Raw genomic sequence first — 6,928 nt, 5'->3', positions numbered from 1 at the left:
GTCCACGTCGAGGTCTTTCGGATGGGCAGTGTGAGAACTTCCATCATCGGAAGACCTCGACGTCTATCCGGGTAGCGACTCGCTCTGTTTGAAATTCATCGGTATACACTCTCGTTTGCGAAGAGCCGATAATCGGTCCGGCGGGTCACCTTGAGCACTGTCCAACCTGCGTCCCTCATCGCTTCATCGCGTTCGATGTCTCGAGCCCACTGGGTTGGAGATGACCTGTGGTGATCGCCTTCGTACTCGAGCGCGAGACGTGCATTCTCGTAGCCGAGATCGGGCTCTATGTCGCCTCTGTCCAGGTCACTGCTGGTCTTCGGGTGAACAGTCGGTTCGGGAAGTCCGACGGAGACGATCCACAGGCGCAGGTCGGTCTCAGTCGGGGAATCGACACCGGGCCGGATCAGATCAATCGCATCACGCAGGCGACGACGCGCCCTCAGCCTTTTGCGCTGCCCCACTCGATCAGTCAACGTGTCGACAGTCAGCTGAGGCGGCCCGTGCCACCGGCCGACAGCCGCATCCCCGACTTTCACCAGATCTCGGATCGTCAGGTCAGGCGCGATGGAGATGAAGACGTCGGCGGGAGCCAGTACAGGAAGATCGAGCCACCTTGCGGCGGTGATCTGCGCGGATCGACGAAGTGTGACGTTCGGCAGTCGGACCCGCAACGCCAAATCATCTGTGCACAGGCTGAGGCGGGGATCTGTCCTGAAGTTCGCCGGCATCGGCCAGCCGTAGATGCGGGCCGCTGTCACATGATCGGCGAGCACCTGATCGAACTTCATTCGGGCCGCTCGTAGGCGTAAGGAGTCCCATTCCCAGCGGTCATCGGCCCACCGTGGTGTGCGGCGGCTCTCGAGAGTCTCCCGGTCCATGCGCACGCCTGGAAGTATGATCGGGCAGCGTTGTGTTCTGAACAGGTAGTGGCGGGTGATCCCCAGAGCCTCTGCCTCACTTGCTGCAAACAAGCGTGGATAGTCGCGCATCTCCCATCTGCTGTCGTTGAACATGATTGCTATCGTGCAGCATTCTCGCCCGGAAGGGGAGTGCTGTTTTATGCCCTGTGGACAGAGAACGGCTGTCCACAGGAATCTGCGCGCAAGTGACTGTCAAGAAGGTGGCCCCTGCTGCCGTAGAAATTGCTCAGCGTGGCCCTTAGGTGGTCAGAATGGACACGTTCTGGGCTGCGGAATCTGACCGTTTCGACCACCTAAGGCGCATGGCCACTTAAGGCGCATGGCTGCGCGTGGAGGCTCCGCATGTGCGGACGAAGTTCGCCGAGGCTATCCCCTGTCCACGGGGTTCAGGGTTGCTGCACCGGTTTGTTGTCTACAGTCCCAACCGCGCCAGCACGTTCTTGACGTGTTTGAGAGCCTCGTCCTGGGAGAGGCTGAAATTCTGATTGAAGTACATGCCATCGCCGATGAGCTGAACCGTCATCGCCAGATCGGGATCACCGAGATGCTCATTAAGTGCGTCGAACCATGCTTCTCTGGTCTTCCGCAGTGAATCCTTCGCTTCGTCATTCTCCTGCGCCAGGCAGCTCGCAGCGATGAGGCTGCGGTCCAGGGGCGTACCGGTCTCGGCTGATGTCTCGAGATAGTACATGTGCAGGCGGTCACCGGCAGCCTTCATCGATGCAACGTCCTCGTCGACAAGTCGGTCGAGTCGTTCGAGGCTTCCCTTGATCAGCTCCGCCTTCGAACCGTAGTGGTAAAGCAGGCCTCCCTTGGACACGCCGGCCTTCGCCGCGACCGCATCCAGGGTTGCGCCGGAGATGCCCTGCTTGTCGAGGAGGATGTCGAAGGCGTCGAGAAGTCTCTCTTTGGTGTCGGAGGGGTTTCGTGCCATAGCGCTGAGCCTAGTCGAAGCCCGCAGGCCAATCATTGTGTGCGGCTCTTCTTGCTCACTGTACCGTCCAGACGGTACAGTAGATTTCATGTTCACCACACAGGCACCACAAGTGCGCGCCGGCCGGCGCGAATGGGCTGGTCTGGCTGTGCTGATGATCCCTGTTCTGCTCATCTCGATCGACAACACCGTCTTGGGATTCGCGATACCGGCCATAAGCACCGGCCTCCATCCCACCGGCACCCAGCTCCTCTGGATCGTCGACATCTATGCACTCATGCTCGCGGGACTCCTCGTGGCTATGGGCAGCATCGGCGACCGGGTCGGCCGCCGCAAACTGCTCGTCATCGGCGCTATCGGCTTCGGGCTGGCCTCGTTGCTGGCGGCATTCTCCACCTCGGCGGAGATGCTCATCGCCTCCCGTGCATTGCTGGGAATCTTCGGAGCCACCCTCATGCCCTCGACGCTTTCGCTCATCCGCAACATCTTCCTCAACGCCAAGGACCGCCGAGTCGCTATCGCCACCTGGTCCGCCATGTTCTCAGGCGGCGCCGCACTCGGTCCTATTGTCGGCGGCATCCTGCTCGAGCACTTCCACTGGAGTGCGATCTTCTTCATTAACCTGCCGCTGATCGCGATCTTCATCCCGGCTGCCATCGTGTTGCTGCCGGAATCGCGTGACCCGAACCCGGGTCGAATCGACCCTCTGTCGATCGTGCTGTCCATGCTCATGCTGACCCCGCTCGTCTACGCCATCAAGCACGTCATGGCAGACGGAGCAGACCTGCTGTTCTGGGGCACCATGACTGTGACCGTGCTCGCGGGAACCGGGTTCGTCCTGCGCCAGCTGTATTCCTCGCGCCCGCTGCTCGATGTCAGGCTCTTCACCAACAAGGTCTTCACCTCGGCAGTGGCGTCCAACCTGCTCAGCGTCATGGGTCTGGCCGGGTTCCTCTACTTCGGCACCCAGCTGCTCCAGCTGGTCCTCGGGCTGTCCCCGGTCGAGGCGGCGCTCGTCCTCATCCCCGGCCTCTTCACCGCGATCATCTCCGGGTATGCGGCGGTGCCGATCATGGCGCGCTTGCAGCCGCGCGTGGTCGTTCCCTGCGCGCTTGTGCTCAATGCGTTCGGCCTCGGAATCGTGGCCTTCACTCCCGAGCATTCGGTCGCGGGCATGCTCATCTCCTTCCTCATCCTGGGCATCGGCATAGGTACGGCCGAGGTCATCACGAATGATCTGATCCTGTCCGCAGTGCCTGCGCACAAGGCCGGAGCCGCCTCGGCGATCTCTGAGACGGCCTACGAATTCGGATCGGTCATGGGAACTGCTGTCCTCGGCGGACTCTCGACGATGGTCTTCGGCTCCCACCTGCAATCCACGCTGGGCGCCAAGGCGAGTGGGCCAGAGTTCGAGACTCTCGGATCGTCACTCGAGCACGCGGGTGCTCAAGGCGGTCACCTCGGTGACCAGCTCGCCGAGGCGGCTGTGGCGTCCTTCGACCTCGGCGTCCAATGGGCGGCGGGAGCTGCGGTCGTGCTGGTGCTCATCGCTGCGGTCCTCACGTCCTTCGGCCTCAAGGGTGCGGGCCGGTCTCGAGACCTCAGCCGGAAGGTCGGGCCCCCGGTGGGGCGGAATGCGAACGTCTCTCCACAGTGAATGCGCCGGTGGCCCGGAGCGAAGGGGATTCTCCTTCGGTCCGGGCCACCGAACGCGTCTGGCGTCACATCCGCCACGTCGCCTCACATCATGAGCTGACCGATTCGCTGTCGCGCGATGCCGCGTCGACGGTCTTCTTCTGCCGTCTGCGCGCCAGGACACGACCGATGCCGGTGTAGAGCAGCGCTCCGATGAGGATGATGTAGAGGACGATCGTGATCGGCGAGGACACGAGCACCGAGACATCGTTGCCCGAGGCCAGCAGTGCATCACGCAGGCTGGATTCGGCCAGCGGTCCGAGGACCATGCCGATCATCAGCGGTGCCAACGGCACCCCGTAGCGCTTGAGCACGAAGCTGATGATGCCGATTCCCAGCAGAATCATGAGCTCGAACTGCGAAGCCGAGGTGGCGTAGATGCCCAAGCCGCAGAAGACCGCGATGCCGCCGTAGAGGTAGGGATCCGGGATCTTGAGCAGCTTCGCCCACAGGGGAGCGAAGGGCAGGTTGATGATGAGCAGGACGATCATGGCGATGAAGAAGCTCGCCAGCAGACCCCAGACGAGTTCCGGAGACCGATCGAAGAGCAGCGGTCCCGGCTGCAGACCGTACTGACGGAATGCAGCGAGCATGATCGCAGCCGTCGCAGAGATCGGCAGACCCAGAGCCAACAGGGCACCCATGGCGATGCCCGTCGTGGCAGAACCTGCCGACTCGGGGCCGGCCAGGCCGCGGATGGCACCCTTGTCACCGAACTGCGGGTCCTTGCGCTTCGAGTCGAGTTTGCGCTCGAGACCATAGGACATGAACGTCGGCACATCGGCACCGCCGACGGGAATCACACCGAAGGGCAGACCGATGGCAGTCCCGCGCAGCCACGCAGGCAGAGCCTCGCCGAACTCCTTGCGGGAGAGGAAGGGCCGACCCGAGGAGTTGATCGTGTTGTCGTTGACCTTGCGACGAATCCGAGAGGCGATGAAGAAGACTTCGCCCAGGGCCAGGATCGCCACAGTCACCGTGACCAGGGAAACTCCGTCGAAGAGCTCGGGAACGCCCATGGTGAAACGCTCGGTGCCGGAGACCGAATCGATGCCGATGACCGAGAACCCGATGCCGAGGACCAGCGCCATGAGGCCCTTGAGCACCGAGTCCGCAACGACCGAGGAGGTTGCCACGAATGCGAAGAGTGCGAGGGCGAAGAACTCAGCCGGGCCGAAGTTCGTCGAGAAGTCCGCCAACGCCGGAGCAACGAAGACGACCAGGAAGCAGGAGACGAACCCGCCGATGAAGGCGCCGATCGCGGCCGTGGCCAGAGCCTGCGGCGCTCGCCCATTGCGGGCCATCTTGTGGCCTTCGAACGTTGAGGCGATCGCCGATGCCTGGCCGGGGGTGTTCATGAGAATGGCCATGGTGGAGTCACCGAAGAGACCGCCGAAGTAGACGCCGGCGAACATGATGAATGCGCCGGTCGGGTCAAGGGCGAAGGTCATCGGCAGCAGTAGTGCCACAGCCATCGACGAGCCCAGGCCCGGCAGCACGCCCACGGCGGTGCCGAGGAAGCAGCCGACGAGGACCCACAGCAGGTTCATCGGCGTCAGCGCGTGTGTGAAGCCTTCGAAGAGGGACATGAGAGCGTCCATATCAGAAGCCACCTCCCAAGATTCCCGAAGGAAGATTGAGCCCCAGCAACACCGAGAACGCGATGTAGACCAAGGATGAGAATGTCAGTGCCATGGTGAGGTCGAATACGGGTCGCTTCGACCCCATCGACCGGGCCACGCACCAGAACAGGAGAGCCGCGGCAAGAATCCACCCGGCGAACTCGAGGATGAGAGCGAACGCGGCAAAGCCACCGGCGCCCCAGGCCAGGGACACGAAGTCACTGTGCGTGCGGTGCGAGGAGTCTTCGGTCCGCGCCTTGGCCAGTGCCTGGCGATCCTGGGCCGGCTCATCCTCCTCATGCGGGTCGAGGCGTGAGGCCGAGACCGCCGAGGTGACAGGTGTCGAGAAGGCCTTCTCCTCCTCCACCTCGGCGGGGAGATCGTCATCGACGTCGACGGGTTCGGGATTGCGGATATAGGCGATCGTGAGCAGGACCGTGAGGACGTAGCCGACGATCATGATGATCGTGGGGAAGAACTGCGGCCCCGGCTGATCGGCGTCTTCGGCGACTTCCATCGTGAGGATGCCGATGAGCAGGTAGGTGGAGAATCCGGCCATGATGAGGGGGACCAGGAGACCTGATCGACCCTGCCACCAGGTTCCGGCGCCGAGGTGGGCCGTCCTGGTCGTCTTCTTGGTTGACGCGGTGGTGCTCACAGTCCCAACTCCTTCAGCAGCTTCTCAATCCGGGAGGTGTCCTCTTTGATGAACTCTGCGAACTCATCACCGGTCAGCCACACGTCCGTCCATTTGTTGCGGTCGAGGGCGTCTGCCCATTCCGCGCTGTCGCGGGTCTGTTTGAGAATGTCGACCAGCTGCCCGGTCTGGTCCTCGTTGATGCCGGGGGCGCCGAGGAAGCCGCGCCAGTTGGTCAGAGTCACCTTGTAGCCCTGCTCAGTCATCGTGGGCACGTCATCGAAGCCGGCAATGCGCTTCGGTGCGGCCACGCCGAGTGCCTTGACGCGACCGGCCTCGATCTGGTCCGAGACTTCGTTGAAGCCACAGGAGGCGAAGTCCGTCGTGCCCGAGAGCAGCGTCTGGATCGCCTCACCGCCGCCGGACTTCGGAATATAGGTGATGCCCGAGGCCGGAATGCCGGCCAGCAGAGCCAGCTGAGCAATGGTGAGATGATCGACGGAACCGGCCGACCCGCCCGTCCAGACGAACCCTTCCGGGTCCTTCTTCCACTTGCTCACGACGTCATCGACCGTGTTGTAAGGGGAATCAGCGGCGGCGATGAGCACGTCATAGTCCTCCGCGACCCGCGCCAGCAGGGTCGTATCGTCGAAGCCGACGGGCGACTTGTTGAGCGCAATGCCGCCGACCATCGCAGTGCCGGTGGCCAGAATTGTGTCGGCCTGACCGCCCATGGTGGAGAACTTGCCGAGGCCGATGGTGCCACCGGCTCCGGGGATGTTGACGACCTGGGAGTTGTTGGCCAGGTTGTTCACTCGCATGGCCTGCTGGGTCTCTCGAGCGAAACCATCCCAACCGCCACCGGCACCGGCAGGTGCGATGAGCGTGAGATTCGATGAGAGGTCACCCTTGGCTGAAGCTGCTTTGACCGAGTAGGTGGTGGCCGTTCCGATGGCTGCCACTGCGATGACACCGTAGGCGATGCGACCGAACATGCGCCGGTTCGGATGGGCCGGCTCGGGCCGCGGATCTGCGCCAGGGTCTGAGGCGGATTGGTTCGTCATTGACCAAACTTTCATATCTGTTGTGAACTACATGTGAGGCTCGTCATAGCTTA

The 6,928-nt window shown here is 62.7% G+C and carries 6 protein-coding genes; 1 reads left to right on the top strand and 5 read right to left on the bottom strand.

What is annotated here, in order from left to right; all coding sequences use genetic code 11:
- Positions 1-95: 95 nt before the first annotated feature.
- Both BAUR9175_RS17095 and BAUR9175_RS17090 read right to left on the bottom strand, forming a co-directional pair.
- Positions 96-1,016, bottom strand: coding sequence for a putative endonuclease domain-containing protein (locus tag BAUR9175_RS17095; protein ID WP_257944364.1), 921 nt, complete (start codon positions 1,014-1,016; stop codon positions 96-98).
- Positions 1,017-1,335: 319 nt separating this feature from the next.
- Complete coding sequence (locus tag BAUR9175_RS17090; RefSeq protein WP_009884350.1) at positions 1,336-1,857, bottom strand: TetR/AcrR family transcriptional regulator; 522 nt, start codon at positions 1,855-1,857, stop codon at positions 1,336-1,338.
- Positions 1,858-1,945: 88 nt separating this feature from the next.
- On the opposite strand from BAUR9175_RS17090, the gene BAUR9175_RS17085 reads away from it, so the two are divergent.
- Positions 1,946-3,514 carry an MFS transporter gene (locus BAUR9175_RS17085; RefSeq protein WP_096161337.1) on the top strand — a complete coding sequence of 523 codons (1,569 nt, stop codon included), beginning with the start codon at positions 1,946-1,948 and terminating at the stop codon, positions 3,512-3,514.
- Between the two features lie 88 nt (positions 3,515-3,602).
- On the opposite strand, the gene BAUR9175_RS17080 is transcribed toward BAUR9175_RS17085, so the two are convergent.
- Genes BAUR9175_RS17080 through BAUR9175_RS17070 form a run of 3 tightly spaced genes read right to left on the bottom strand, consistent with a single transcriptional unit; the run spans position 3,603 to position 6,875 of the window.
- Positions 3,603-5,153: a tripartite tricarboxylate transporter permease gene (locus BAUR9175_RS17080; protein WP_009884352.1), complete on the bottom strand. Its 1,551-nt coding sequence runs from the start codon at positions 5,151-5,153 to the stop codon at positions 3,603-3,605.
- A gap of 1 nt (position 5,154) precedes the next feature.
- Positions 5,155-5,832, bottom strand: a complete 678-nt coding sequence (locus BAUR9175_RS17075; RefSeq protein ID WP_101584643.1) for a tripartite tricarboxylate transporter TctB family protein — start codon at positions 5,830-5,832, stop codon at positions 5,155-5,157.
- Positions 5,829-6,875 (bottom strand): Bug family tripartite tricarboxylate transporter substrate binding protein, encoded by a 1,047-nt coding sequence (locus BAUR9175_RS17070; protein ID WP_096147052.1) that lies wholly within the window; start codon positions 6,873-6,875, stop codon positions 5,829-5,831. Before BAUR9175_RS17070 ends, BAUR9175_RS17075 begins: the two co-directional genes overlap by 4 nt.
- Between the last annotated feature and the right edge of the window lie 53 nt (positions 6,876-6,928).

Source organism: Brevibacterium aurantiacum (genome assembly GCF_900169065.1).
GTDB lineage: Bacteria > Actinomycetota > Actinomycetes > Actinomycetales > Brevibacteriaceae > Brevibacterium > Brevibacterium aurantiacum.
Note: the sequence above shows the minus strand (reverse complement) of the source record. Positions and strands in the feature narration are given on the sequence as shown.

Coding starts and splice junctions, on each gene's coding strand:
- BAUR9175_RS17095 (WP_257944364.1), bottom strand. CDS start 1,016: ATGTTCAACGACAGCAGATGGGAGATGCGCGACTATCCACGCTTGTTT.
- BAUR9175_RS17090 (WP_009884350.1), bottom strand. CDS start 1,857: ATGGCACGAAACCCCTCCGACACCAAAGAGAGACTTCTCGACGCCTTC.
- BAUR9175_RS17085 (WP_096161337.1), top strand. CDS start 1,946: ATGTTCACCACACAGGCACCACAAGTGCGCGCCGGCCGGCGCGAATGG.
- BAUR9175_RS17080 (WP_009884352.1), bottom strand. CDS start 5,153: ATGGACGCTCTCATGTCCCTCTTCGAAGGCTTCACACACGCGCTGACG.
- BAUR9175_RS17070 (WP_096147052.1), bottom strand. CDS start 6,875: ATGACGAACCAATCCGCCTCAGACCCTGGCGCAGATCCGCGGCCCGAG.